General features: G+C 73.0%; 24 protein-coding genes. 6 read left to right on the plus strand and 18 right to left on the minus strand.

Going from position 1 to position 24,091, the window contains the following annotated elements:
- Nucleotides 1-201: 201 nt before the first annotated feature.
- Genes V6R91_RS08785 through idi form a run of 9 tightly spaced genes read right to left on the minus strand, consistent with a single transcriptional unit; the run spans nt 202 to nt 8,938 of the window.
- On the minus strand, nt 202-1,419 hold the full coding sequence (locus V6R91_RS08785) for a ferrochelatase (RefSeq protein ID WP_336395195.1): 1,218 nt from the start codon (nt 1,417-1,419) through the stop codon (nt 202-204).
- Entirely contained in the window at nt 1,416-1,943 is a 528-nt protein-coding gene (locus V6R91_RS08790) for a pyrimidine dimer DNA glycosylase/endonuclease V (protein ID WP_336395196.1), read from the minus strand. Before V6R91_RS08790 ends, V6R91_RS08785 begins: the two co-directional genes overlap by 4 nt.
- Nucleotides 1,940-3,406, minus strand: a complete 1,467-nt coding sequence (locus tag V6R91_RS08795) for an SDR family oxidoreductase (protein ID WP_336395197.1) — start codon at nt 3,404-3,406, stop codon at nt 1,940-1,942. The genes V6R91_RS08790 and V6R91_RS08795 overlap by 4 nt, the downstream gene beginning before the upstream one ends.
- Entirely contained in the window at nt 3,403-4,293 is an 891-nt protein-coding gene (locus V6R91_RS08800; protein ID WP_336395198.1) for a prenyltransferase, read from the minus strand. The genes V6R91_RS08795 and V6R91_RS08800 overlap by 4 nt, the downstream gene beginning before the upstream one ends.
- Nucleotides 4,290-4,616 carry a lycopene cyclase domain-containing protein gene (locus V6R91_RS08805; RefSeq protein ID WP_336395199.1) on the minus strand — a complete coding sequence of 109 codons (327 nt, stop codon included), beginning with the start codon at nt 4,614-4,616 and terminating at the stop codon, nt 4,290-4,292. Before V6R91_RS08805 ends, V6R91_RS08800 begins: the two co-directional genes overlap by 4 nt.
- Complete coding sequence (locus V6R91_RS08810) at nt 4,613-4,936, minus strand: lycopene cyclase domain-containing protein (protein ID WP_067246778.1); 324 nt, start codon at nt 4,934-4,936, stop codon at nt 4,613-4,615. Before V6R91_RS08810 ends, V6R91_RS08805 begins: the two co-directional genes overlap by 4 nt.
- Nucleotides 4,933-6,486 carry a phytoene desaturase family protein gene (crtI, locus tag V6R91_RS08815; RefSeq protein ID WP_336395200.1) on the minus strand — a complete coding sequence of 518 codons (1,554 nt, stop codon included), beginning with the start codon at nt 6,484-6,486 and terminating at the stop codon, nt 4,933-4,935. The genes V6R91_RS08810 and crtI overlap by 4 nt, the downstream gene beginning before the upstream one ends.
- Nucleotides 6,483-7,346, minus strand: coding sequence for a phytoene/squalene synthase family protein (locus V6R91_RS08820; protein ID WP_336395201.1), 864 nt, complete (start codon nt 7,344-7,346; stop codon nt 6,483-6,485). Before V6R91_RS08820 ends, crtI begins: the two co-directional genes overlap by 4 nt.
- Nucleotides 7,343-8,938: an isopentenyl-diphosphate Delta-isomerase gene (gene idi / locus V6R91_RS08825; protein ID WP_336395522.1), complete on the minus strand. Its 1,596-nt coding sequence runs from the start codon at nt 8,936-8,938 to the stop codon at nt 7,343-7,345. Before idi ends, V6R91_RS08820 begins: the two co-directional genes overlap by 4 nt.
- 68 nt (nt 8,939-9,006) lie before the next feature.
- On the opposite strand from idi, the gene V6R91_RS08830 reads away from it, so the two are divergent.
- Nucleotides 9,007-9,567 carry a MarR family winged helix-turn-helix transcriptional regulator gene (locus tag V6R91_RS08830; protein WP_336395202.1) on the plus strand — a complete coding sequence of 187 codons (561 nt, stop codon included), beginning with the start codon at nt 9,007-9,009 and terminating at the stop codon, nt 9,565-9,567.
- Nucleotides 9,568-9,626: 59 nt separating this feature from the next.
- The gene (locus tag V6R91_RS08835) at nt 9,627-10,466 is read left to right on the plus strand and encodes an alpha/beta fold hydrolase (protein WP_336395203.1); all 840 of its coding nucleotides are present in this window, start codon (nt 9,627-9,629) and stop codon (nt 10,464-10,466) included.
- A 6-nt stretch (nt 10,467-10,472) separates the two neighbouring features.
- On the opposite strand, the gene mnhG is transcribed toward V6R91_RS08835, so the two are convergent.
- From mnhG to V6R91_RS08870, 7 genes are all read right to left on the minus strand, one after another.
- Nucleotides 10,473-10,865 carry a monovalent cation/H(+) antiporter subunit G gene (gene mnhG, locus V6R91_RS08840; protein WP_067246767.1) on the minus strand — a complete coding sequence of 131 codons (393 nt, stop codon included), beginning with the start codon at nt 10,863-10,865 and terminating at the stop codon, nt 10,473-10,475.
- Nucleotides 10,862-11,128 carry a monovalent cation/H+ antiporter complex subunit F gene (locus V6R91_RS08845; protein ID WP_067246764.1) on the minus strand — a complete coding sequence of 89 codons (267 nt, stop codon included), beginning with the start codon at nt 11,126-11,128 and terminating at the stop codon, nt 10,862-10,864. Before V6R91_RS08845 ends, mnhG begins: the two co-directional genes overlap by 4 nt.
- Nucleotides 11,125-11,769, minus strand: a complete 645-nt coding sequence (locus V6R91_RS08850; protein WP_067246760.1) for a Na+/H+ antiporter subunit E — start codon at nt 11,767-11,769, stop codon at nt 11,125-11,127. Before V6R91_RS08850 ends, V6R91_RS08845 begins: the two co-directional genes overlap by 4 nt.
- Nucleotides 11,766-13,337, minus strand: a complete 1,572-nt coding sequence (locus V6R91_RS08855) for a Na+/H+ antiporter subunit D (RefSeq protein ID WP_067246757.1) — start codon at nt 13,335-13,337, stop codon at nt 11,766-11,768. The genes V6R91_RS08850 and V6R91_RS08855 overlap by 4 nt, the downstream gene beginning before the upstream one ends.
- Entirely contained in the window at nt 13,334-13,960 is a 627-nt protein-coding gene (locus tag V6R91_RS08860) for a Na(+)/H(+) antiporter subunit C (protein WP_231819441.1), read from the minus strand. The genes V6R91_RS08855 and V6R91_RS08860 overlap by 4 nt, the downstream gene beginning before the upstream one ends.
- Nucleotides 13,960-16,938 carry a Na+/H+ antiporter subunit A gene (locus V6R91_RS08865; protein ID WP_271061263.1) on the minus strand — a complete coding sequence of 993 codons (2,979 nt, stop codon included), beginning with the start codon at nt 16,936-16,938 and terminating at the stop codon, nt 13,960-13,962. The genes V6R91_RS08860 and V6R91_RS08865 overlap by 1 nt, the downstream gene beginning before the upstream one ends.
- Before the next feature lie 64 nt (nt 16,939-17,002).
- Complete coding sequence (locus tag V6R91_RS08870; RefSeq protein ID WP_336395204.1) at nt 17,003-18,148, minus strand: LacI family DNA-binding transcriptional regulator; 1,146 nt, start codon at nt 18,146-18,148, stop codon at nt 17,003-17,005.
- 60 nt (nt 18,149-18,208) lie between these two features.
- On the opposite strand from V6R91_RS08870, the gene V6R91_RS08875 reads away from it, so the two are divergent.
- Nucleotides 18,209-19,420 (plus strand): MFS transporter, encoded by a 1,212-nt coding sequence (locus V6R91_RS08875; protein WP_336395205.1) that lies wholly within the window; start codon nt 18,209-18,211, stop codon nt 19,418-19,420.
- Between the two features lie 16 nt (nt 19,421-19,436).
- Here V6R91_RS08875 and V6R91_RS08880 read toward each other — a convergent pair whose 3' ends face one another.
- Together V6R91_RS08880 and V6R91_RS08885 are read right to left on the minus strand one after the other, a co-directional pair.
- Complete coding sequence (locus V6R91_RS08880) at nt 19,437-20,198, minus strand: response regulator transcription factor (RefSeq protein ID WP_336395206.1); 762 nt, start codon at nt 20,196-20,198, stop codon at nt 19,437-19,439.
- Nucleotides 20,195-21,448: a sensor histidine kinase gene (locus V6R91_RS08885; RefSeq protein ID WP_336395207.1), complete on the minus strand. Its 1,254-nt coding sequence runs from the start codon at nt 21,446-21,448 to the stop codon at nt 20,195-20,197. Before V6R91_RS08885 ends, V6R91_RS08880 begins: the two co-directional genes overlap by 4 nt.
- A 144-nt stretch (nt 21,449-21,592) precedes the next feature.
- Between V6R91_RS08885 and V6R91_RS08890 the strand changes: the two genes are divergently transcribed.
- The 3 genes from V6R91_RS08890 (at nt 21,593) to V6R91_RS08900 (ending at nt 24,048) form a co-directional block, all read left to right on the plus strand.
- Nucleotides 21,593-22,525 (plus strand): GAP family protein, encoded by a 933-nt coding sequence (locus V6R91_RS08890; RefSeq protein ID WP_336395208.1) that lies wholly within the window; start codon nt 21,593-21,595, stop codon nt 22,523-22,525.
- A gap of 76 nt (nt 22,526-22,601) precedes the next feature.
- Nucleotides 22,602-23,297, plus strand: a complete 696-nt coding sequence (gene nucS, locus V6R91_RS08895; RefSeq protein ID WP_067250373.1) for an endonuclease NucS — start codon at nt 22,602-22,604, stop codon at nt 23,295-23,297.
- Between the two features lie 76 nt (nt 23,298-23,373).
- A complete protein-coding gene (locus V6R91_RS08900; protein ID WP_336395209.1) occupies nt 23,374-24,048 on the plus strand; it encodes an HAD hydrolase-like protein in 675 nt (224 codons plus the stop codon).
- Nucleotides 24,049-24,091 lie beyond the last annotated feature (43 nt).

The raw sequence follows: 24,091 nt of genomic DNA on the forward strand, positions 1-24,091 counted from the left end.
AAGGGGCGCCCGGGAGCCGAGCGGAGCGATGGCCTCGTCCGACGCGCCGGCATCGGGCCTGGCGGGAGCCGACCGAAGGACGGCGGGGGACTGCGCGACGGATGAGGCCATCGCGCAGCGGCCGCACCAAGCCGCAGACCGGGTCACCACGTTTCGTCTCGTCGCTGCGCTCCTCGCTCAACGACCGGGAGGGAGCGACCGTCAGGGGGCGACGCCGGCGATGGCCGGCCCGGGGGCCACGCCCGCCTTCACGCAGCACCCGGGCCGGCAGACGTCATACCAGACGCCGATCGGGGTCACCGCGGCACGCTGCGCCACCGGACGACCGACCACCCGCTCGCGCACGAGATCCACGAGCGCGTCCACGAAAGCCGGGTGCACACCGGGCGTCGCGACCCGGCCGAACCACAGCCCGGCCTCCTCGGCGGTCTCCCTGGCCTCGCGGTCCAGATCCCACAGCACCTCGAGATGGTCGCTCACGAACCCGATCGGCACGACCAGGACCGCGGTGCGGCCGGAGAGCGCGGCGATCGCGTCGTTCACGTCCGGCTCCAGCCACGGGGTGGACGGCGCCCCCGACCGAGACTGGTAGACGAGCCGCCACGAGACGCCCGGCGCCGCCTCCGCCATGACGTGCTCGGCCACCGCGAGGTGCTGCGCGGCGTACCCTCCGCCGTCCACCCCGGCGAACCTCCCGGCTCCCGACAGCTCGGCATCCGCCGACGGGATGCTGTGCGTCGTGAACAGCACCTCGATGCCGGACCGCTCGTGCCCCGCGCGCTCCGCCTCCGCGATCCCCTCGCGGACCCCCTCCACGAAGGGCTGCACGAACCCGGGGTGCGAGAAGAACTGACGCACCTTGTCGATCTGGAGCACGCCGTCCAGCCCGGAGGCCTCCAGCGCGTCCGCCCAGTCCTCGCGGTACTGCCGGCAGGACGAGTAGGAGGAGTACGCGCTCGTCGGGATCGCGATCATCCGGCGGACGCCGTCCGCCGCGGCCTCGGCGAGCACGTCGTCGAGGTAGGGCGCCCAGTTGCGGTTGCCCCCGTACACGGGCAGGTCCAACCCGGCCGCGGCGAGCGCCGAGCGGAGGGCCTCGCGCAGGGCGCGGTTCTGGCCGTTGATCGGGCTCACGCCGCCGAAGTGCCGGTAGTGGTGCGCGACCTCCTCGAGGCGCTCGTCGGGGATCCCGCGGCCGCGCGTGACGTTGCGCAGGAACGGCATCACGTCGTCCTGGCCCTCCGGTCCGCCGAAACCGGACAGGAGCACGGCGTCGTAGGCGACGGGCTCCTCGACGAAAGGACGCCCGTCCTGCGCGGCCGAGGTGGCTGAGGCGACCACGGCGCCCGGATCGAAGTGGGCGGCGCCGGCGCGGGGCGGCTTGGTCTCACGGCGGATGGTCGGGACGGCGTCGGTCATGCGTCTCTCCTGTCGTCTGGCCTCTCGGCGGGCGGGGTCGGGTCCTGGGCGTGCTCGGGGGCGTGATCGGGTCTCCGGGCGGATCGGGCCGGAGGGAGCACCCGCTCCCAGTCCGCGATCGGGCCGGGGACGACGGCGAAGCACGGGTGCGGGTCGGGGGTCTCGATCGTCCGCCACCGCTCCCAGACCTCCGGGCTGCGTGTCTGCAGCTTCGTCCTCAGATGCCCCCACTCGTAGGCGATCTGGCCCGTCGTGACGGACAGCTCCGCGGCAGACCCGGTCGCCCGGATCCGCTCGCGCGCGAAACGGTATCCCCGTCGGTCCGCCTCGTCGGCGAGCGCGGAGAGGAAGTCCCCGATCGCGGCGAGGGGATCCTCGGCGCGGCGGAACCGGAGCAGCTGCGGATGCCGCGCGTAGCCGCGCTCGGGTGCGAGGATCACGGCCTGCGCGAGAAGCGCCTCGCGCCACCCGGCGACGAGCCCCGCGCGGTCGAGGTACCGCGGATGCAGCGACCAGAGCCTCACGACGGGTCCCCCTCCGGTCGAGAGGCTTCCCGCACGATGCTCGCCACCATCCCCCCGAAGATCACGCCGTGCAACGGCAGCAGCACGGCCCAGTAGAGGCGCCCGAGAAGACCCTTCGGGAAGAACACCGCGCGCTGACGGTAGACGCTCCCGTCACCGTCCGGATCGACGCCGAGCTCCAGCCAGCCCCGTCCCGGCATCCGCATCTCCGCGCGCAGGCGCAGCGAGCGTCCGCGATCGATCGTCTCCACCCGCCACACGTCCACCGCGTCGCCGGTCTGCAGCCGCGTGGGGTGGCGTCGGCCGCGACGCATCCCGACGCCGCCCGTGATCCGGTCCAGCCACCCGCGGGCCGCCCACGCCACGGGCGACGAGTGCCAGCCGTTGGCCCCGCCGATGGACTCGATGACGCGCCACACCGCCTCGGCCGGCGCGTCGCTGCGCCGCTCCCGGACGTCGGTGTAGACGGTGTGGCCGGACCAGTCCGGGTCGCTCGGCAGCGGGTCGCTCGGCGCTCCGGGCACGGTCGCGTCCTGCCAGCTCGTCTCCACGGCGCCCTCCCGCTCGCGGCGCAGGGCGAGGCGGACGGCCGTGCGGTAGGGCAGCAGGCCCTCCGCGGGCGGGGGCAGATACCGGTCGATGTCGTGCTCGCGCACCACGCAGTCGTTCTGCAGCGATGCGATGATCGGCACCGCGATCCGCCGGGGCACCGGCGTCACGAGGTTCACCCACTGCGAGGCGAGCCACGGCGTGAGGACGGGCAGTGCGGCGATCGGCCGCTGCGGCAGGCCGGCCTCCACCGCATAGCCGTTCATCATCTGCCCGTACCGCAGCACGTCCGGACCCCCGATGTCGAAGGTCCGGTTCAGCGTCTCGGGGATGCTGACGGCCCCCACGAGGTACCGCAGCACGTCGCGCACGGCGATCGGCTGGACGCGGTTGCGCACCCAGCGCGGCGCGGGCATGTAGGGCAGCACCTCGGTGAGGTGGCGGATCATTTCGAACGAGGCGGAGCCCGACCCGATCACGATGCCCGCCTGGAAGACGATCGCCGGGACGCGGGATTCGAGGAACACCTGCCCGACCGCGGCCCGGGAGGCGAGGTGGGCGGACAGCGCCACCCCGTCGGGGTGCAGACCGCCGAGGTAGACGATGCGGCCCACGCCCGCGTTCTCCGCCGCCGCGGCGAAGGCCTCGGCGTCGCCGCTCTCGGTCGCGCCGAAGCCGCGACCGGCCCCGAGGGAGTGCACCAGGTAGAACGCGACATCGACCCCGTCCATGGCGGGCTCCGCTCCATCGGCGACGTCGCCCTCGACCACGCGGACGCGGTCGCGCCAGGGCACGTCGGCGAGCTTCCACGGCGCCCGCACGAGGCAGACGACCTCGTGGCCGGCCTCGAGGAGCAGGGGCACGAGCCGACCGCCGATGTATCCGGTCGCTCCGGTGACGAGCACGCGGGTCATGAGAAGAGTCCTTCCCTGGCGCAGAGGATGAGCAGGATCGTGAGGGCGCACCCGGTCGCGTAGTTGATCGCGAGGAACCGTCGCCAGGCGCGGTTCACGGCGCCCGACGCCTCGTCGGAGACCCGCAGGTACGGCCAGGCGCTCGCGACGTACGGCACCGCGGCGAGCGCCGCGAGCGCGGCCGGCCACGGCGTGAACGCGACGAGGACCCCCGCGCCGGTCCAGAGCAGCACGGCCAGGCGGACCGTCGCCGCGCCGCCGAGCGCCGTGGCGACGGACCCGATCCCCGCCTCGCGGTCGGGCACGATGTCCTGGACCGCGCCGAAGGCATGGCTCGCCATCCCCCAGAGGAGGAATGCGACCATCGCGACGACGATCGGCGGGGTGACCTCGGTCCCCGCCAGCGCCAGGCCGTACAGCGCCGGCGATACGAAGTGCACGCTCGAGGTGAGCGAGTCGAGGACCGGGATCTCCTTGAAGCGCAGCCCCGGGACCGAGTAGGCGACCACGGCGAAGAGGCTGAGCGCCAGCACCGCCCACGACCACGGCCTCGCCGCGCCGAGCACGAGGAGCGCCACGACGAAGGGCGCCGCGAGCGTGACGGACCAGAGGAGGGCGGCCCGGTGCAGACGCGTCGGCAGCAGCGCCCCCTCGACTCCGCCCTTGCGGGGGTTCGCGATGTCGGAGGCGTGGTCGAAGACGTCGTTCACGCCGTACATCAGGAGGTTGTACGGGACGAGGAAGAACAGCGCCCCCACGACCAGCGCCGCGTCGATCCGGCCGGTCGTGAGCACGACGACCGCGGCGAACGGGTACGCGGTGTTGATCCAGCTCAGGGGCCGCGAGGTCGCCACGAGCGCACGGACGGTGCCGAGGACGCCGCTCACGAGGCGCTCCGGCGATCGGTGCCGCGAAGGAGCTCGGCCGCACCGCCGAGCAGCATCGTGCCGACCACGGGGTAGAGGAAGTCCTCGACGGGCATGAGTCCGAACCGGATCCCGCTCGTGTGCCGGTCCCCGTAGTCGAAGAGCCCTGCGGCCATCATGACGTTGTCGAAGACCGCCGTGAGCAGGACCAGCGCGGCCGTCGTGATCGCCCAGGTCCGGAGGTATCCGCCCGCGGTCCCTCGCGCGCGGGCCCGGACGCCGCCCGCGAGGAACGCCGCGATGCCGACGCCGATGAACGGCAGGGACATGACCAGGTACGTCACCGCGCCGCCCTCCGTGCCGCGAGACGCCGGGCTCCGCCGAGCAGCACGAGCGTCAGGTAGCAGAGGAAGGCGACGAACAGCAGCTCCTCGACGGGCAGCTGCGGGGCGACCAGGATCCCCGTTGCCCACCGGGAGTCGAGGTGGCGGAACACCCCGGTGGCGATGCCGACGAGATCCCACGCCAGGAAGAACGCCACCCCGACGGCCAGCAGGACGCCGGTGCGGATCGGCGCGCGGGCGAAGGCCAGCCGGAACCGGGCGTCGAGGAGGCCGATGCACACCCCGCTCCCGAGCAGGGCGGCGGCGTAGACGAGGCTCACGGCTCCTCCAGGGGTCCGGGCGTGCGGATGCCGCGCACGTGCTTGAGGACGAGCTCCGCGCCGATCAGGCACATCGGCAGCCCGACGCCGGGGACGGAGGTCGCTCCGGTGTAGAGGAGCCCCTCGATGCGGCGCGACCGCGTGACGCCGCGGAGGAAGGCGCTCTGGCGCAGCGTGTGGGCGGGGCCGAGCGCGCTGCCGCGGAAGGTGTGGAACTCCTCGGCGAAGTCCGCCGGCCCCATCGTCCGGCGCACGGCCACCCGCGACGCGAGGTCCGGGACGCCCGCCCAGCGGGAGATCTGCGCGACGGCTCGGTCCGCGACCTCCTCCACGAGAGGGTCCCCCGCCCCGTCGACGCCCCCGCGGCCGATCCCGACGTCGGGCGGCACGGGCACGAGGACGAACAGGTTCTCGCAGCCCTCCGGCGCCACCGTGTCGTCGGTCGCGCTGGGCATGCACACGTAGAGGGAGGCGGGGTCCGGGATTCGCGGCCGAGGGCCGAAGATCGCGTCGAAGTTGTCGTGCCAGTCGTCGGCGAAGAAGAGGGTGTGGTGGCGCAGCTGCGGCAGGCGCCCCCGCACGCCGAGCATCACCAGCACCGCCCCGGGGCCGGTGACCTGCCGCTCCCAGCGACGAGCGGGGTAGGAGCGATCCGCCTCGGCGAGCAGCGCGGTCTCCGTGTGGTGCTCGTCGATCGCGGACACCACGATGTCCGCGGCGTGGAGCCGCCGACGCCCCTCCTGCACCGTCTCCACGCCGCGGACGACGCCGCCCTCCGAGCGGATCGCGACCGCCTCGGCGCCCCTCTCGACGACGACTCCGTGGCGTTCGGCGAGATCGGCGAGCGAGGCGACGAACCGGCGGAACCCGCCCTGCGGATACCGCACGCCGTCGACGAGGTCCATGTGGCTCATGAGGTGATACAGCGCCGGGGCGTCGAACGGCGACGTGCCGAGGAAGACGGCCGGGTACCCCAGGATCTGCCGCAGCCGGCCGTCCCGGAACCGCCGCGACACGGACGACCACAGCGACCGCGTCAGCAGGGGCAGCACGGCCGGGGCGTTGCGCAGGACACCCGGCGACGCGAAGGCCCGCCACGAGGAGAAGGGGTTGTAGAGGTAGGCGGCCAGCGCCGCCCGGTACGCCCGGGTCGCCGAACGGAGGTACCGCCGGAGGCGCTCGCCGGACCCCGGCTCCCGCGCCTCGAACAGGGCGGCGGCCTCGTCGGTCCCCGACCGCACGTCGGTCGGCGGATCCTCCCGCTCGTCCCCGGGCTCGCCGACCACCCGGTAACCGGGGTCGAGGCGGACGAGATCCAGGTGCTCCGCGGTCGTCGTGCCCATCATGCGGTAGAAGTGCTCGAACACCTCGGGCATGAGGTACCACGACGGACCGGTGTCGAAGACGAAGCCGTCGCGCTCCCAGGCCCCCGCCCGGCCGCCGACCTCGTCCCGCCGCTCCAGGAGCGTGACGTCGTGGCCGTCGCGGGCGAGCAGGCACGCGGTGGCGAGGCCGGCCACTCCCCCGCCGATCACGACCACACGGCTCATCGGGCCCTCCGAGCGAGCGCGCGGACGAGGATCCCGGCCTTGACCGGATCCGGGACACGCACCCGTTGCCGGGCGACGAGGGCGGCCGGCGTGCGCTCCAGGCGCATCGCCAGCTCGCCGAAGAGCGTCCGCGCCGCCCACACCGCGGGCCGGCAGGACGGATCGAGGAGCGGGATGGCCGCGTCCGCCGCCCGCAGGTCGTCCCTGATCCGCGCCAGCGCCGCGGCCTTGGCCTCCTCCGTCAGCCCCTGCTCGGTGCCGAGGACGTATCGACGCCCCAGCTCACCCCGGTCCGCGGCGTAGTCGCGGAGGAAGTTCACGTTCTGGAAGGCCGCCCCCAGACGCGCCGCGCCGTCGCGGAGGATCCCCCGTTCCTCGTCGCTGCGAGGGCGACCGCCCTCGAACACGGCGAGGCACATGAGCCCCACGACCTCCGCGGAGCCGTGCACATAGGACCGAAGACCCTCCGCATCGAGCGCGACCTCCTCGGTGTCGGTGCGCATCGCCGCGAAGAAGGGGCCGTACAGATCGGCGCCGATGCGATGCTCCCGAGCCGTGAGCGCGAACGCGTGCACGACGAGGTTCGTGCTGAAGCCGCGGTCGATCGCCTGCGCCGTCTCGGCCTCCAGGTCGTCGACGAGGCGGCGTCGATCCTCCCGGCCGACGCCGGCATCGGCGGCCGGACCGTCGACCAGCTCGTCGGCGACCCGCACGAGCGCGTAGATCCGGGAGATGTGCGTGCGAACGCCCGCGGGCAGCAGGCGACTCGCCCAGGCGAACGACGTGGAGTACCGGCGGATGACGACCGACGCGCTGTCCGTCGCCGCCCGGTCGTAGAGGCTCAGCCCGGTGGCGGTCATGCGCGACGCACGCTGCCGGCGTCGGTCACCTCCCTGAGCCGTTGCGCGAGGGGCCCCGGCAGGCCGGCGTCCGCGATGAGCGTCATGAGCTCGGCGCATCGCTGGTCGATCAGTGCCTCGACCGTCGCACGCGCCCCCGAGCTCTCGACGACGCGCCGCATCTGGGCGCCGTCGTCCGCGGACAGCCCGCCGTCGCCGAAGTGCCGCGCGACGGCCGGCCACCCCGGGTCCGTGCGCGCGAAGGAGATCAGCAGCGTCTCCTTGCCCTCCCGCAGGTCGCTGAGCACGGACTTCCCGGTCTCCCGCTCGTCGCCGAACGTCCCGAGCACGTCGTCCCGGAGCTGGTACACGACGCCGATGCGCCGGCCGATCCGGTCCAGCGCGTCGATGGTCCGCGGTGGCGCCCCCGCGAGGAGCGCCGCGAGGACCAGGGGCGCGCGGAAGGAGTACGCGGCCGTCTTCTGCTCGATCATCGCCAGCACGTCCTCCGGCGTCGCCGCATCCAGGTGCATGCTCAGACGCACGTCCGTGTGCTCGCCCGCGGCCGTCTCGAACACCGTCTCGTCGAAGGTCCGGAGCACCGCCGAGCGCACCGGCTCCGCGACGTCGAGGCCGGCGAGCAGTGCGTGCGCCCGGGTCAGCAGGAGGTCTCCGGCGAGGATCGACGAGGCCTCCCCCCACGCGCGCGCATCGCGCCGGGACGCACCGCGCGTCCGGGCCTCGGACGCGAAGCTGCCCGTGACGTTCTCCCGGCCGCGACGGGTGAGGTCGCCGTCGATGACGTCGTCGTGGATGACGAAGGCGGCGTGCAGGATCTCCACCGCGCAGGCGGCGTCGATCGCGGCCGCGCGGTCCGCGCCGCCGAGATCCGCGTAGGCCCCGAGCAGCAGGCGCGGCCGGATCTTCTTGCCCCCCGTCACGAGGACGCCGATCGCGTCCCACAGGTGCGCGTACGCGGGCGCGAATCCGGCGGCGGCCTCCCGGCGCGCCTCCTCCAGGATCTCGCGGAGCCGATCGTCGAACGCGGCGTACAGCGCGTCCTCGACGGGACGGCCCCTTTCGGCCCCCGGCCGGGCCGCCTCCGCCAGCGCGGGTCGCAGCGCGGGGAGATGCGCGACGAGCCACGGGCTGAACGCCCACGGCGCCGCGTCTACGGCCGCGACGAGGTCGGCGGGGGTCGTCCAGCGGGTCTCCGCGACCTCGTCCGGGTTCGCCCCGACCGCGGAGACGGCCCGGGCCAGGAACACGGGGCAGTGCTCGTTCTCCCGCACTCCCGAGGCGTCGACGGCCGTGTACCCGAAGTCCGGAAGGGGGCAGGCGAGGATCTCGATCTCCAGGCCCAGCTCGAAACGGGCCCGCCGGTGGACGGCGGCCTCGAGGTCCTCCTCCGGTCGGGGGTGACCGCAGAACGCGTTCGTCCACACCCCCGGCCACGTCTGCTTCCCGAGCGCCCGCCGGGTCATCAGGACGCGCCCCTCGTCGTCGACGACGTGACAGGAGAACGCGAGATGACGCGGTGTCGTCCGCGTGTGCACGGTCGCCTTCGGATGCGTGCCGACCGCAGTGCCGGCGTCATCGACGAGAACCACCATCTCCACCGGATCCTCATTTCTTTAGCCTGGCAAGAATTCAACTTAGCATAAGACAGTACGATGGAGCCGTGGCCGAGAGAGAACACCCGCCGAGGAGTCGCCGACACGCGTCCATCGACCCCGACCTCGTGGACGTCGACGGTCTCTCCGAAGAGGACGTCGAGCAGTCCTTCGCGGTGATGGAGGCGCTGGGGACGTGGCAGAGCGCCGCCCGGGCGCTGTCCGAGGCCTCGGCCCGGTTCATGCGTCTTAACGAGACGGACATGCGCGCCATCCGTGTCATCATGCGCGCCCAGCAGCGCGGCGAGGTCGCCACCCCCAAGCTCATCGCGCAGGAGGTCGGCATCTCCAGCGCCTCCACGACCAAGCTCGTCGACCGGCTCGTCGCGGGCGGGCACCTGATCCGGTCGGCCCACCCCACCGACCGGCGCACCGTGGCCATCCGCGTGACCGCCTCGACCCGGCGGTCCGCCCACGACACCATCGGCCGCCAGCACGCGCGACGGTTCGCGGTCGCCGCCGCGATGTCCCCCGTCGAGCGGGGCGCGGTGATCCGCTTCCTGGAGCGGATGACCGCGGCGGACGCCCCCCAGGGCGACCTCCTCGATCCGGCCTCCGCGCACCCCTGACCTCCGACCGCGGAGCCGCCGATTCCGGCCCGCGCCGCCCCGCGCACTAGGGTCGGAGGGTGCCCCGACCGCTCCTGAGCCGCGACTCCGACGCCGCCGTCCGGGAGTTCGACGCCGATCGCGCGGGCGTCGCCGGCGTGCCGAGCGGCGCGGTGCTCGTCGGCGAGACCTTCGGACGCGGCGCTCCCGTCTACGTCCTGCTGCACGGGCTCGGGATGGGGCGCAGCGTGTTCGTGGACCTCGTCGAGCACCTCGCGGACACGCCGCTGGGTGACGCCGAGGGGCTGGAGGGCACGGTCGTCGCCGTGGACCTGCCCGGCTTCGGCGAGGCGCCGGAGCCCGAGCGCCCGCTCACGATGGCGGAGCACGCCGAGCTCGTCGCCGCCTTCCTCGGCTCGGAGAGCCGTCGCGACACGATCGTCGTCGGCCACTCCATGGGCAGCCAGATCGCCGTCGAGCTGGCGGCGCGCCACCCCGACCTCGTCGCCGCGGTCGTGCTGGCGGCGCCCACGGTCGACCAGAGCGCCCGCGGCGTCCTCAAGCAGGCCCTGCGGCTGGGGCGCGACATCCTCCGGCTGGATCCGCGGGTCTTCCTCCGCGGCGCCCGGGAGTATCTGCGGGCGGGTCCGCATCTCGCCGCGAAGGTCCGGGCGACCGTGACGCATCGCCCCGAGAAGGCCCTCTCCCGCATCCGCGTGCCGACGCTCGTGCTGCGCGGCGCATCGGACCCCGTGTGCCCGGCGCCGTGGTGCCAGTCGGTGGTCGACGGCCTGAGCGACGCCCGGTTCGAGGTCATCCCCGGGCACGGCCACGAGACGCTCATCAGCGACTCGCGCCCGGCCGTCGAGCTCATCGTCGACTTCCTCCGCCAGACGTTCCCGCCGGCGAAGACCGGCTGACGCCGCTCAGCCGCCCGCGGCGGGCGGCGTCTCCCGGGACTCCGCGAGCTCGTCGACGACCAGCTCGCGACGGTCGATCGTGTCGTTGCGGTAGGCCTGGCGGCCGACCATGTGCGCCGACAGCGGCGCGGTCGCGAACTGCATGAGCACGACGGGGACCACCAGCAGCGCGCCGAGCAGGATGCCCATCACGGAGCGCTGGGACAGCGCGATCGCGACGCAGATCAGCAGCAGGCCGAGCACCTGCGGCTTCGTGGCCGCGTGCAGGCGGGTCGGCACGTCCCGGAAGCGCAGCAGCCCGATCGCCGCGGTGAGGCACAGCAGGGCGCCCAGGAGGATGAGGATCAGCACCGCGGTGTCGATCACCGCGTCCGGGATCACGAGGTCGAAGAGGTTCACGGCGTGTTGTCCCTCCGTGCGACGTAGCGGGCGACGGAGATGGAGCCGAAGACGCCCACGGCCGCGACGATCAGCAGCACCGGGAGCGTCCGGATGTGCTGGTTGATGGCCATCTCCGCGCCCAGCACGCAGATCACCTCCGTGAGCAGCACGTCGCTGGCGACCGCACGGTCGAGGATCGACGGCCCGATCACGATCCGGATCACGGTGAGGATCGCCGCGATGCCGAACACGATCATGATGACGAGCAGCAGCGGGTTCATGCGCCTCCCTCCGGGCGGCGGGCGCGGCGGCCGTCGCCCCGGTCGAGTCCGGCCGTGTGCGCGGACGCGCCCCGCTCCCCGGCGCGCTCCTCGTCCGCGCGGAGCGCCTGCATCTGCGCCGGGGACCCGAGCGCCCGGACGATGCGGCGCTCCCAGCGCAGCACCCCGGCCCGCTGGCGATCGGCGTCCGCCCGCGAACGGACCCCGATCACGTGCAGGTACAGCGTGCGGTTGTCGCGATCCGCCTCCACGACGAGCGAACCGGGGATGAGCGAGGCGGTGACGGCCACGTGGGTCATCACGAGGTCGTCGGCGTAGCGCAGCGGCACCGCGATGATGGCGGTGCCGGGCTGGCGTCGCGGATTCAGGACCTGAAGGGCGACGGTGAGGGATCCGTGGACCACCGCCGCGAGGAACCGGACGAGCAGCACGGCCGTCCACCACAGGTTGATCCGGCCCGACAGCTCCACGGTGGGAAGCCGGAACACGCGGGTGACGAACACGGCCACCGCGATGCCGGTGAGGAGGGACAGCACCGTGAACTGGCCCCATAGCAGCATCCACAGGACGATCAGCCACAGCAGGAACGGCAGCTGCGTGCGGATGTCGCGCCAGAGGCCGCGCTTGGTCTCGGGGCTCATGGCGCGTCCCCCGTCCCGTCGTCCGCCGCGCCCTCGGTGACGAGCACGATGGGCTGCAGGAGCGCCTCGCCGATCCGGTCGCACAGCGCATAGATCGGTCCGGCGAACACCGTCAGCGCCAGCGTCACGGCGACCATGCCGCCAGTGGCCACGGTCATGATCCGCGGGATCCGTCGCTGCTCCTGCTGGTCCCCCGCGGCCGGCGCCTTGCCGAGGTACGCGATCCGCTCCTCCGTCGCCGTCGAGTCCTCCTCCTCGCGCCAGAACGCGAGGTTCCAGGCGCGCATCAGGGCGTACAGGGTCAGCAGCGACGTGACGACCCCGCCCACGATCAGCACGATCATCAGCGGGGTGCCGACGCTCGCCGCGGCCTCGAACAGGGCGAACTTGCCGATGAACCCGGAGAACGGGGGAAGCCCGCCGAGGTTGATCGCGGGAACGAAGTAGAGCACAGCGATGAGCGGAGCGGCCTTCATCAGCCCCTTGACCCGCAGGATCGACGTGCTGCCCGCCCGTCGCTCGACGAGACCCACCGCGAGGAACAGGGTGGTCTGCACGACGATGTGGTGGACGATGTAGTACACCGTCGCCCCGATGGCGGCGGGCGTGGCGATCGCCAGGCCGAACACCATGTACCCCACGTGGCTGACCAGCGTGAAGGACAGGATCCGTTTCAGCTCCGCCTGCGCGACGGCGCCCAGCACGCCGACGATCATGGTGGCCAGCGCCACGACGAGAAGGACCGTGTCGATGCTGTTCGAGGCGAACAGCTGGGTCTCGGTGCGGATCAGCGCGTACACGCCCACCTTGGTCAGCAGGCCGGCGAACACCGCCGTGACCGGCGCGGGGGCCGTCGGGTAGGAGTCGGGCAGCCAGAAGGACACCGGGAACACGGCGGCCTTGATCCCGAACGCGATCACGAGCATCAGGTGCAGGACGAGCTGCGTGTCCTGGGGGAGCTCCCCCATGCGCTGGGCGATCTGCGCCATGTTCACGGTCCCCAGCGCGCCGTAGATCATGGCGATCGAGGCGAGGAAGAGGATCGAGGACACCAGCGAGACGACGATGTAGACCGCGCCGGTGCGGATCCGGGACTCCGTGCTGCCGAGCGTGATGAGCACGTACGACGCCACGAGCAGGATCTCGAAGCCCACGTAGAGGTTGAACAGGTCGCCCGCGATGAACGCGTTGAAGATGCCCGCGGCGAGGATGAGGTACGACGGGTTGAAGATGGAGATCGGCGTCTCCTCGGCCCCGTCCGCCGAGCCCTGGCCGATCGAGAACAGCAGGACCGCGACGAGCACGATGCTCGAGATGAGCACGAGCAGCGCCGCCAGCCGGTCCACGTAGAGCACGATCCCGAACGGAGCGGGCCAGCCGCCGACCTCGACCGCGAACGGCGCCGCGGAGGCGTCGACGGCGACGAGCAGGACGGCCGCGATCACCGAGACAAGCCCCAGGGTCACGACGGAGACGATCACCTGGACCCGGTTGTTCCGGCCGAAGACGAGCGTGACGGCCGCGCCCAGCAGCGGCAGGGCCACGAGCAGCGGGACGAGGGCGTTCATCGCGCTCCCCCGTTCCCCGTGCCGTCGCTGTCGTCCGTGCCTGCCGTGTCCGTCCCGTGCGCGGAACCCGGATCCGGCTCGGCGGCCGTGGGCCCGCGATCGACCGGCGCCGCGGCGGGCATGGCCGGGACGTCCATGGGAGCGTCGTCGACGATGGCGTCGAGGTCGCGGCTGTGCAGGATCCGGATGGGCGCGGTGTCGACGCCGACGAAGTCCGTCGTGGCCTCCTCGTCCGCGGGATCCCCCTCGTCCTCCATGAGGTCCTCTTCGTCCTCGGTACGACCGCGCAGCGCGATGTCCGCCGCGTCGTCCTCCACCGTGTCGGCCTGACCGAGCTGCCAGGAGCGGTAGATGAGCGCGAGCAGGAACGCCGAGACGGCGAACGTGATGACGATGGCGGTGAGCGTGAGGGCCTGGGGCAGCGGGTCGCTGACCTCGCCGTCGACCCCGTAGAACGGCGCCTTGCCGGGGAAGCCCATCACGATCAGCAGCAGGAGGTTGGTGGCGTTCCCCAGGAGCAGGAACCCGATGAGCACCCGGGTGAGGCTCCGTTCGAGCATCGCGTAGACCCCGCAGGCGAAGAGCACGGCCATGATGACGATCAGGGTCAGCGACACGTCCATCAGATGCGCACCCCCCGGGCCCGCATCTCGAGGGTCTGCCGGTCCACCTCGGCGCCGAGGCTGCGCAGCACGTCCAGGACGAGCCCGATCACCACGAGGTACACGCCGATGTCGAAGATCGTCGAGGTCACGAACTCGATGTGCCCGATCACCGGGATCTCGGCCTCCCAGAACGTGCTCGTGAGCGGAGCGAGGCCGAAGAACAGCGGCACCACGGCGGCGCCCACCGCGAGGATCAGCCCCGCGCCGAGGAGGCGACCGGCGTCCGTGGGCGCGGCGGCGCCGAGCTCCCAGCGCCCGCCCGCGATGTAGCGCATGACCAGGGCCATGCCCGCGACGAGACCGCCGGCGAATCCCCCGCCCGGGGCGTTGTGGCCGGCGAAGAGCAGGAAGATCGACACGACGATGATCGTGTGGAACAGGATCCGGACGATCACCTCGAGCAGGATCGAGCGGTTCTCCGGCTTCATCTGCTGTCCGCCGATGAGCCAGGCCCGCGGTCCCCCGCGGTTCTCGGCCGTCTGGAACCGCAGGCCGTCGGTGGTCTCCACGAGCGGGCGGTGGCGCGTGCGGCGGCCGCGGGCACCGTCGGGAACGACGCCGAGCTGGGCGGTGTCGGGCAGCGCGCTCATGCTGGAGAGCCGGTCGGCGCGGTGCGTCACGAACACGAGGGAGGCGACGCCGGTCGCCGCCAGCACGAGCACCGAGAGCTCGCCCATGGTATCCCAGCCGCGCAGGTCCACCAGCGCCACGTTGACGACGTTCTTTCCGTGGCCGAGCTCGTACGCGAGCGTCGGGAACGCCTCGGAGATCGGGTCCGCGACGCGGGCGCTCGTGGCGAGGACCGCGACGAGCGCCATCGTCATGCCGACCGCCGCGCCCAGCACCGCGCGCGGAACGCGTCCGACGGACGCGTTGTGCTCGCCCATCTGCGCGGGCAGCCGCCGCAGCACGAGCGCGAAGGTCACCAGGGTCACCGTCTCCACGAGGATCTGCGTGAGGGCGAGGTCGGGCGCCCCGCTGGTGGCGAACAGGACGACCATCCCGAGCCCCGTGACCGAGACCAGGACCACGCCGGTGTAGCGCTTGCGTGCCCGGACGGCCATGATGCCGGCCGCGATCATGATCGGCGCGACGACGACCTGGATCGGCGTGTGCCACGCGCTGAGCTGGGCGCGCGCCGCCTCGCCGGCCACCAGCGCGGTGACCTCGGCGCCGACGACCACGATGAAGATCGTGCCGACGTAGACCGGGAGCGAGCCGCGCTGGGTGAGCCCGGTGGTCACGACCGAGAGCCGGTCGACGCCGCGCATCACCAGGTAGTACGCGTCCTGTGCGGTGAACGGGATCAGACGCGGCTTCGCGTCCCAGCCCGTCCGGCGCGTGAGCAGGAACAGGCCGATGCCGAGGACGATGGCTCCGATCGAGAGGAACAGCGCCGGCTCGAGGCCGTGCCAGAGCGCGAGGTGACCGGGCTCCCGCGGCGTGCCGTCGTGCCCCGGGGTCTGCGCGGTCGCCGCGTACCCCTGGAGGGCCTTGTCGACCAACGGAGCGCCGATGCCGGCAGCGAGGCTCACCCCTGCGAGCACCACCGGTGACACGAGGAAGCCGAACGGCGGGTCCGGCCATTCCGTCTCCGGCATACGACTGCCGTCGGCGTTCCGCTTCCGCCAGAACGCGCCCCACAGGAATCGCGCCCCGTATGCCGCGGTGAGCATGGATCCGATCACGACGCCGATGATCGCCACGATGCCCCACGGCGAGCCCGCGAGCGCGTCCTCCCCGAGGGCCGTCAGGGTGGACTCCTTCGCCACGAATCCGATGGTCGGGGCGATGCCCACCATCGAGGCGACCGAGATGAACGAGGCTGTGGCGATCACCGGCGCCTGACGGCCGACGCCGGACAGCTCCGTGATGTCACGCGTCGAGAGCTGACGGTCGATCACGCCGACGATGAGGAACAGCGCCGACTTGAACAGGGCGTGCCCGATCACCAGCGCGAGCCCGGCGAGCGCCGCGTCCGGCGTCCCGTAGCCGAGCACGATCGTGAAGAATCCCAGCTGACTGACCGTCCCGAACGCGAGGATGCGCTTCAGGTCCGTCTCGCGCAGCGCCTGGATCCCGCCGAGCAGCATCGTGAACACGCCGAGCGCGATGACGATCGGGCGCCACGGCGCGGCGAGGGCGAAGACCGGCGCGAACCGGGCGATCAGGTAGATGCCGGCCTTCACCATCGCCGCGGCGTGCAGGTACGCGCTGACCGGCGTCGGGGCCGCCATGGCACCGGGGAGCCAGAAGTGGAACGGGAAGATGGCGGACTTGCTCAGGGCGCCCACGAGCAGGAGCACGACCGCCGCGTCCACCACCGCGCCGGTGGGGGCGGCCTCGAGGATCGCCACGATGCTCGTCGTCCCCGTGTCGACGACGAGGAGCACGACGCCCACGAACATCGCCAGACCGCCCAGGGTGGTGACCAGCAGCGCCTGCAGGGCGGAGCGTCGGCTCGCCCCGCGCCGGTGATAGTGGCCGATCAGCAGGTAGGACAGGATGCTCGTGACCTCCCAGAACATCACGAGCAGGACGAGGTCGTCGGTGAGGACGAGCCCGTACATCGCCCCCGCGAAGGCGAGCAGGACCGCGGCGAACTGTCCGATCGACGTGGAGTCGCGGAAGTACCAGCGGCAGTACAGGAGCACGAGCGCCCCGACGCCCGTGACGATGAGCGTCAGCACCCAGCCCAGCACGTCCATCCGGAACGAGAGGGACAGGCCCAGCTGCGGAATCCACGGGACGCTCTCCCACGGCGTCCGTGCCGGGTCGTCGTTCCCGGCGAGGACCGCGGGGGTCAGCATCGCCGCGTGGACGAAGGCCGCCGCCGGCACGAGGGCGGCGATGGCGAAGGCCCGGGCTCCGACCGCGCGCACCAGCACCGGCAGCAGAAGCGAGGCGAGGGCGAACACGGCGAGGAGCGTCAGCACAAGCGGTCTCCTCTGGCTCGTCGGCCGACGGGATCGACTCAGGCGGGCGGGTTCACTCCTTATTTTACGGGTCGCCGACGCCCCTCCGGTCCACGGGGGCGTCATCCGCCGTCTTCGCCGGGGCCGGTCCGGTCGTCGTGCCCTCCCGGAAGACGCAGGTGAACCGGATCGACGCGGCCCGCTCCCCCGCCAGCATGCGCGCGACGGCATCTCCCGCGGCACGCCCCTTCTCCACCGCCGGCTGCACGGCGGTCGTGAGGATGTGGGACCCGAGCCCGTCCACGCGGATGCCGTCGAAGCCCGTCACGCTGACGTCCTCCGGGACACGCAGCCCCTGCTCCTCCGCGGCGCGGATCACGCCGGCGGCCAGCAGGTCGCTCTGGGCGACGACCGCGGTCGGGCGGGTCCCGCGCCCCGCGAACAGCAGGCGTCCCGCGAGGACGCCCTCGTCGATGAAGCTGCCCGACGACGCCACCACGCGGACGTCCGGGAACACCTCCCGGACGCCGTCCAGCCGCTCGCGGGTGACCTCGACGGTGCCCTGCGCGATCCGATCCTCGTCCACGTCTCCCCGTCGCCGCTCCACGTCGAACGGCAGGGTGACCGTGGCGACCCGCTCGTGACCCAGTCCCTGCAGATGGCGCGCGAGCTGTCCCGCCGCCTCACGGTTGTCGAGCTCGATCCGGGGCACCTCGTCGCCCGCATCCCCCTCGATCACCACGACGGGCAGTCCCCGCGAGCGCACGATGTCGAGCGCGGTGCGCATCCGTCCGCTGCAGCCGATCAGCACCACCGCGTCCACCGGGGCGGTCGCGAGCGTCGGGGCGTCGCTGCCGGCGTCCGCGTCGTCGCGCAGGAGCAGCACGCCCGCGCCGAGCGTGGCGACGCCGTCGGTGAGCCCGTCCATCATCGCGGTCTTGACGGGATCCAGGAACGCGGTGCGCAGATGCTCCTCCAGCACCACGGCGACGATCCCGCTCCTCCCCCGCCGCAGCGACGCCGCCCGCGGGTCCGGCCCGGTATAGCCGAGCGCCGCCGCCGCGGCCATCACGCGCTGCCTCGTCGCCTCGGCCACCGGCGCCTTCCCGCTGAACACGACCGAGGCGGTGGAGGGCGACACCCCCGCCGCGCGCGCCACGTCGGCGATCGTGGCACGGCGCGCGGGATCGCGCTCCGGCGTCTCTGGCCCGGGGCCCGGCGGGGTCGTCATGGTCCGAGGATAACCCGCCGGCGACGCCCGGAGTCGAATCGATTCGATACGCTATCCGTCATGGACACCGCCCTGACCCGCTCCCAGTTCGTGCGCTGGCGCGCCGCGATCTTCGCGATCTTCCTCGCCAGCGGCCTGTCGGTGGCGACGTGGGCGGGGCGCGTCCCCGACATCAAGGCCGCCCTGGAGATCGACAAGGCCCAGGTGGGGCTGCTGCTGCTCGGCATGGGCATCGCCTCGATCGTCGGCATCTCCTCCAGCCCGGCCGTCATGGCGCGCACGGGCGCCCGGCGGGGGATGCTCGTATCGATGCTCTGCTTCGGCGCGGGCGTGATGCTCATCGGCATCGGCACCAACGTGCTCGGCTCCCTCCCGGTCGTGCTGATCGGCCTCGTCCTGTTCGGACTGGGCAACGGCACCGTCGACGTGATGATGAACGTCGAGGCGACCGCCATCGAGCAGCACATGGGGAAGACCATCCTGCCGGTGTTCCACGCCTTCTTCAGCTTCGGGACCGTGCTCGGCGCGGGAGCGGCCGCGCTGGCGGCCCGCCTCGGGCTCGACGTGGCAACCCACGCGCTCATCATGGGGGCGCTCATCGTCGTGACCGCGGTGGTGTGCTTCCTGAACGTGCCCGCCCGGGATGCGACGCAGGACCCGGAGGACGCCGAGAAGCCCGCCTGGAGCGAGCGGATGCACGCGGCGCTGGAGGTGTGGCGCGAGCCGCGGACCTACGCGCTCGGGATCGTGATGCTCGGGATGTCCTTCGCCGAGGGCGGCGCGAACGACTGGCTCGCGCTCGGCGTGGTGGAGGGGCACCACGCCGCCCCGGAGCTCGGCGCCGCCGCCCTCGCAGTGTTCTCGGTCGGCATGACGACCGTCCGGCTCATCGGCGGCCCGCTCGTCGACCGGTTCGGGCGCGTGCCGATCCTGCGTGTGCTCGCCGCGACGGCGACGGCCGGGATCCTGCTGTTCATCTTCGCGGACGGCAACCTCGTGCTCGTGTTCCTCGGCGCGGCCCTGTGGGGGATCGGGGCGTCGCTCGGCTTCCCGCTCGGCATGTCGGCAGCGGCGGACGACCCCGCGAAGGCCGCCGCCCGGGTGAGCGCCGCCGCCACGATCGGGTACGTCGCGTTCCTCGGCGGCCCGCCGGTCCTGGGCTTCATCAGCGAGCACATCGGCCTGCTGAACACAATGTTCATCCTCGCCGGCCTCGCCCTCCTGTCCGGCCTGTTCTCCTCCGCCGCGCGCCCGCTCCGCCGCACCCCCTAGCCCTCCTGTCGAGTGGTCAGTTTCTGTGGGTTGCGGGCCCGTCAACCCACAGAAACTGACCACTCGACGGCTCGTGCGCGCGCCGACGCGCCACGATCGCCGCGGCATGCGAGCGGCTGCGGGCGCCGAGCTTGGCGAGCACGTTGGAGACGTGCGTCTTCACCGTCGGCACCGAGATGCCCAGGCGCTCGGCGAGCTGCGCGTTGGACCAGCCGTGGAGGATCCCGTCGAGCACGTCCTGCTCGCGAGCCGTCAGCTCGGCGAGCGGGGCGTCCGCGGCCTCGGGCCCCGCGCTCGCGCCGGCCGCGAGCGTCCCCTCCCGCGCCGCGGCGAGCGCGCGGCGGGTGACGCGGGGGTCCAGCACGCCGTCCCCGGCGGCCACCGCGCGGACGGCGTCGACGAGCGTCGCCGCGTCGGCCGTCTTCAGCAGGAACCCGGCGGCCCCGGCGGCGATCGCCCCGTGCACGAGCTCGTCCTCGTCGAAGCTCGTCAGCACGAGGACGTCCGAAAGCTGCTCCGCGACGATCTCCCGGGTGGCGGAGATCCCGTCCCGGCCCGGCATCCGCAGGTCCATCAGCACGACGTCCGGCCGCAATGCCCGCGCGTTGCGGACGGCGACCTCCCCATCCGCCGCCTCGCCCACGACGTCCACCCCGTGCGCCTCGAGCATGATGCGCAGGCCGGCGCGGATCGCGCCGTGATCGTCCGCGAGCAGGACCGTCGGACGGCGCTCGTCCGGGGACGCGGACGGGGGAGTGGCGGACGGGGGAGTGGTCATCCGGGCTCCTTCCGGGGCAGGGTGGCCCGGACCGACCAGCCGTCCGCGACCGGGCCGGCGGAGAAGTCGCCACCCAGAGCGCGGATCCGTGTCGCGATGGTCGCCAGCCCCGTTCCGGATCCGGCCAGCGCCGGGCCGGTCCCGCCTGTGCCGCCGCGGGACTCCACCCGGACCGTGATCCGCTCCGCGTCGCCGGCGAGCAGCACCTCCACCGCCGCGCCGGCCGCGTGCCGCACGCAGTTGGTCAGCGCCTCGCGCACGACGCCCGTGGCCGCCTGACCCACCGGCTCGGCGACCGGTCCCGCCAGCGCGTCGGTGTGCCGGATGCGCAGCCCGGACTCCTCCCCGGCACGCACGAGCGCCGGGATGTCCGCCAGACGCGGGGGAGCGGACAGCGCGCCCCCGGTGTCGCGCAGCACCGAGATCATCGATCGCAGCGCCTCGTGGGCGTCGAGGCTCGCGTCGCGCACCGCGCGCAGCGCCGCGCGGTCGCGCTCCTCGTCCGGGGGAGTGGACAGCGCCGCCTCGGTGCGGATCGCGATGGCCGAGACGTGACCGGCGACGACGTCGTGCAGCTCCCGGGCCATCACCTCGCGCTCGTCGCGGATCGTCTCGCGCGCGTCGTCCGCGGCCCGCCGGCTCTCCAGCTCGGCCAGCTCCTCGGCCCGCCCCACCGCCACCGCCCACCAGTAGTCCGTGCCGAGGACCGTCCCCATCGCGAGCGCGAGCAGCACGGCCACCCGGACCCCCGTCCCGCCGGGGTCGCCGACCCTCACGAGCGTGCCGACGAAGACGACGGCGGTGGCCACGCCGATCCCGATCGCGATGCCCCGGCGGACCCGCGCCGAGGCGCGGTGCACGGCGTGCCAGAGGACGTCGAGCAGCACGAGGAGGGACCCGAGGCCGCCCGCCGTGACGAGGTCCGCGGCGAACAGCGCCGTCGCCCCGAGCAGCGCGGTGAGCGGGATCCGCTCCCGCAGCGACACGAGCACGCAGCCGGGGAGGGCGAAGACGAGGCTCCACCACGGATCCACGGGAGTCGCGGGGATGCGGAACACGTCCCACATGCCGCTGAGCCCGATCAGCGCCGCGACGACGCTGATGATCGCGAGGCCGAGCGCGTCCCATGCGGCGCGAGGGAGAAGGCGGGCGACGCCGGGCAGGACCCGGTCGAGGCCGGGCACCGGCTGCGGGGGGCGGCCGATGTCACGGATCCGCTCCCCGACCCGCTCGCCGTCACCCTGCTGCATCGCACCATCGAATCACGGGGCGCGGCCCCACGCATCGGTCGAAGGGATGAGCGCCGCGTCCTCCGACCAAAGGATGAGCGGCCGCGCCGCGCCTGCGACCTTCGCCCGATCCGCGCGCGACGCGGACCGGCGAGGGTGGTCGTCATGGAACTCCTCGCGGACTCTCCGCTCGCCCTGACCCTCGCCGTGCTCGCGCTGCTCGACGGGCTCAGCGTCGGCACCCTGCTGATCCCGGTCTTCCTGCTGCTCTCGCCGGGACGCGTGCGGGTCGGACGCATCCTGCTGTACCTGGGCGCGATCACGGCGTTCTACCTGGTGGTCGGCCTTCTGTTCCTGTGGGGACTGGTCAACCTCGTGGACGTGGCCGCGGACTTCTTCGCGTCCACGCCGGGGATGATCCTCCGGCTCGTCGTCGGCGCGGGCCTGCTCATCGGGTCCTTCTTCATCCCGGGGTCGAAGAAGAAGGAGGCGACCGTCGCGGTGCCCACGACGGCGAGCGCCAGCAGTCTGGAATCGGCCGGCGCGGACCGCCCTCTGACCGGCTTCCGGCCGTCCGTCTCCGACGCCACCGCGCCCCCGGGCTCCGCCTATGCCCCGCCGCCGCCCGTCGCCCTCTCGGGGTCCGCCGGTGGCGGGAACGCCGGGGCCGCCGAGGGAGCCGCGGCGACTCCCCGCCCCGGGCGTCTCGTGCGCTGGCGGGAGAAGCTCCTGGATCCGTCGACGCCTCCGCTGACCGTCATCGGCGTCGCGATCGCCGCCGGTCTCGTCGAGGTGGCCACGATGCTGCCATACATCGTGGCCATGACGATGCTCGCGGACGCCGGGTACGGCACGCCCGTGCGCGTCGCCGCCCTCGCCGGGTACTGCCTGCTGATGATCGCGCCCGCGCTGATCCTGCTGGTGCTGCGGATCGTCGCCGCACGGCAGATCGAGGGTCCGCTGCGGCGGCTGGGGGACTGGCTGGCCCGCACCGGCGGCGAGACGACCGCCTGGATCGTCGGCATCGTCGGCTTCCTGATCCTTCGCGCGGCCGTGACGGACCTCCGCCTCTTCGAAGCCCTCGACCGGCTGACCTGAGCCCGAGTGGTCAGTTTCTGTGGGTTGAGAGCGCCCGAACCCGCAGAAAGTGACCACTCGACATTAGGCTCGTCGGGTGCGTCTCGTCATCGCCCGCTGCGCCGTCGACTACTCCGGCCGCCTCAACGCCCACCTGCCGCTGGCCACCCGACTCCTCGTCCACAAGGGCGACGGGAGCCTGCTCGTCCACTCCGACGGCGGCAGCTACAAGCCGCTGAACTGGATGAGCCCGCCGTGCCGGCTCGAGACCGAGACGCCCGGCGAGGAGGAGGCGTCCGCAGGCGTCACCGAGGTCTGGCGGGTCACCCACCAGAAGACCGGCGACGCCCTGCGCGTGCAGATCTTCGAGGTCCTGCACGACTCCGCCCACGAGCTCGGCGTCGACCCGGGTCTGCAGAAGGACGGCGTCGAGGCGGACCTGCAGCGGCTGCTCGCCGAACAGGTGGACCGGATCGCGGAGGGCGCGACGCTCGTGCGCCGCGAGTTCCCCACGGCGATCGGCCCGGTCGACCTCATGGTGCGCGACGCGAACGGCGCGGCGATCGCCGTCGAGGTCAAGCGGCGCGGGGACATCGACGGCGTCGAGCAGCTCACGCGCTATCTGGAGCTGCTCGGGCGCGACCCGCATCTCGCGCCGGTCCAGGGGGTGTTCGCCGCGCAGGAGATCAAGCCGCAGGCACGCGTCCTCGCCGAGGACCGCGGGATCCGCTGCCTCGTGCTGGACTACGAGGACATGAAGGGCATCGAGTCCGGCGCCCCCCGCCTCTTCTGACGCTCGATCCGCCTCGGAGCGCCCGCGGGACCTCGCCGCGGACGGGCGAGGGGCGCCGCCGCCATAGGGTGGAGGCATGCCCGCATCCCCGTACTCCTGCATCCTCTGGGACGTCGACGGAACGATCGCGGATGCCTCGGCCGGCATCCTTCCGCGTCTCGTCGAGGTCCTGACCTCCTTCGGCCGGCCGGCGCCGGCGGAGTCGGAGCTCTCGCTGTGGATCGGGCCCCCGATGTACGAGTCGTTCCAGGTCCGCGGCGGTCTGTCGCCGGCGGACGCGGAGAAGGCGGTGGCGCTGTACCGGGGACTCGCGGCGCGGGACGGGTACGCCGCGTCCGTGCGGATCTACGACGGCGTAGCCGACGTGCTGCACGCCGTGTCCAACGCGGGCGTCCCGCAGGCCACGGCCAGCAGCAAGCCGGAGAACCAGGTCACGGCGATCCTCGAGCACTACGGCCTGGCGGGGGAGTTCGTCGTGATGGCGGGTGCCCGGCCCGACATCCCCGGCCGTCACGACGACAAGTCCACCGTCATCGCGAGCGCCCTGGAGCGCCTCACCGCCGCGGGGGTCGACGTCAGCCGCCCCGTCCTCATCGGCGACCGCCACCACGACGTCGAAGGGGCGGAGCCGTTCGGCATCCCGGTGATCTTCGCCGAGTGGGGCTTCGGCGAGCCCGGCGAGGCGGAGGGCGCCCTCGCCCGCGTCTCGACCCCCATCGACCTCCTCCCCCTCCTCCTCCCCTCGTCCTGACTCCCCTCATCCCCCTTTCCCTGCGTTTGGGGTCCGTTCTGGG

The sequence above is a fragment of the Microbacterium sp. CCNWLW41 genome (assembly GCF_037083505.1).